General features: G+C 47.6%; 9 tRNA genes and 3 rRNA genes. All 12 read left to right on the top strand.

What is annotated here, in order from left to right:
- Positions 1–188, top strand: a 23S ribosomal RNA gene (locus I5J82_RS20205); the annotation flags it as partial.
- Positions 189–331: 143 nt separating this feature from the next.
- Positions 332–447, top strand: a 5S ribosomal RNA gene (gene rrf / locus I5J82_RS20200).
- Between the two features lie 13 nt (positions 448–460).
- Positions 461–536 (top strand) — tRNA-Val (locus tag I5J82_RS20195).
- A gap of 13 nt (positions 537–549) precedes the next feature.
- A tRNA-Thr gene (locus tag I5J82_RS20190) sits at positions 550–625 on the top strand.
- Between the two features lie 8 nt (positions 626–633).
- A tRNA-Lys gene (locus I5J82_RS20185) sits at positions 634–709 on the top strand.
- A 9-nt stretch (positions 710–718) separates the two neighbouring features.
- Positions 719–802, top strand: a tRNA-Leu gene (locus tag I5J82_RS20180).
- Positions 803–830: 28 nt separating this feature from the next.
- A tRNA-Gly gene (locus I5J82_RS20175) sits at positions 831–905 on the top strand.
- A gap of 14 nt (positions 906–919) precedes the next feature.
- Positions 920–1,008, top strand: a tRNA-Leu gene (locus I5J82_RS20170).
- A 7-nt stretch (positions 1,009–1,015) separates the two neighbouring features.
- Positions 1,016–1,092: transfer RNA gene (locus tag I5J82_RS20165), tRNA-Arg, on the top strand.
- Positions 1,093–1,101: 9 nt separating this feature from the next.
- Positions 1,102–1,178, top strand: a tRNA-Pro gene (locus I5J82_RS20160).
- A gap of 20 nt (positions 1,179–1,198) precedes the next feature.
- Positions 1,199–1,274, top strand: a tRNA-Ala gene (locus I5J82_RS20155).
- A gap of 128 nt (positions 1,275–1,402) precedes the next feature.
- A 16S ribosomal RNA gene (locus I5J82_RS20150) occupies positions 1,403–1,603 on the top strand; the annotation flags it as partial.

The following is a 1,603-nucleotide window of genomic DNA, read 5'->3' as shown; positions in this document are numbered from 1 at the left end:
TAGCTGGGTAGCTACGTGTGGACGGGATAAGTGCTGAAAGCATCTAAGCATGAAGCCCCCCTCAAGATGAGATTTCCCATCACGCAAGTGAGTAAGACCCCTTAGAGATGATGAGGTTGATAGGTCTGGTGTGGAAGCGTGGTGACACGTGGAGCTGACAGATACTAATCGGTCGAGGGCTTATCCTTAAAAAGCATAACGTTTGGAAACGTCGTATCTAGTTTTGAGAGAACATAAAAAAATGATGAAAATCATTAAAAAATCTCTTGCTTTTACGAATTACATAGAGTATAATTTTATCTTGTCGAGATAAAAAAACTCGCTAATCTGGTCTAGTGATGATGGCGAAGAGGTCACACCCGTTCCCATACCGAACACGGAAGTTAAGCTCTTCAGCGCCGATGGTAGTTGGGGGTTTCCCCCTGTTAGAGTAGGACGTCGCTAGGCTAGATATAAAAATGGAGGATTAGCTCAGCTGGGAGAGCACCTGCCTTACAAGCAGGGGGTCGGCGGTTCGAACCCGTCATCCTCCACCATTTATTCTTACTTGCCGGTTTAGCTCAATTGGTAGAGCAACTGACTTGTAATCAGTAGGTTGGGGGTTCAAGTCCTCTAGCCGGCACCATTTTGCAAGAGCCATTAGCTCAGTCGGTAGAGCATCTGACTTTTAATCAGAGGGTCGAAGGTTCGAGTCCTTCATGGCTCACCATTTATACACGCGGGTGTGGCGGAATTGGCAGACGCGCTAGACTTAGGATCTAGTGTCTTTGACGTGGGGGTTCGAGTCCCTTCACCCGCACCAATTTCCATTTTGATAATTAAATAAGTTTGCGGAAGTAGTTCAGTGGTAGAATACAACCTTGCCAAGGTTGGGGTCGCGGGTTCGAATCCCGTCTTCCGCTCCAAAGTTATTGTATGTGCCGGGGTGGCGGAACTGGCAGACGCACAGGACTTAAAATCCTGCGGTAGGTGACTACCGTACCGGTTCGATTCCGGTCCTCGGCACCACATACATGCGCCCTTAGCTCAGCTGGATAGAGTGTTTGACTACGAATCAAAAGGTCGGGAGTTCGAATCTCTCAGGGCGCGCCATGTTTTTTACGGGAAGTGGCTCAGCTTGGTAGAGCACCTGGTTTGGGACCAGGGGGTCGCAGGTTCAAATCCTGTCTTCCCGACCATTATAACGAATATGTTATTTGGGGCTTTAGCTCAGCTGGGAGAGCGCCTGCCTTGCACGCAGGAGGTCAGCGGTTCGATCCCGCTAAGCTCCACCATTTTCAGAAAATGTTTCTGACATTTTCTTTTTTATTGCAAAAAAAGTTCTTTGAAAACTGAACAAAAGAAATAGGTAAGGAATTAAGAATTAATTCCGTCAGTAATAAAATCGAGCAAGACAAACACTTTTATGGAGAGTTTGATCCTGGCTCAGGATGAACGCTGGCGGCGTGCCTAATACATGCAAGTCGAGCGAATGATGAGGAGCTTGCTCCTCTGATTTAGCGGCGGACGGGTGAGTAACACGTGGGTAATCTGCCTGTAAGACGGGGATAACTCCGGGAAACCGGGGCTAATACCGGATAATAAGAGAAGAAGCATTTCTTCT

Origin of the sequence: Fictibacillus halophilus, from assembly GCF_016401385.1 — a bacterium.
Lineage (GTDB): Bacteria > Bacillota > Bacilli > Bacillales > Fictibacillaceae > Fictibacillus > Fictibacillus halophilus.
The sequence above is the reverse complement of the archived record's forward strand: the minus strand, read 5'-3'. Positions and strand labels throughout refer to the sequence as shown.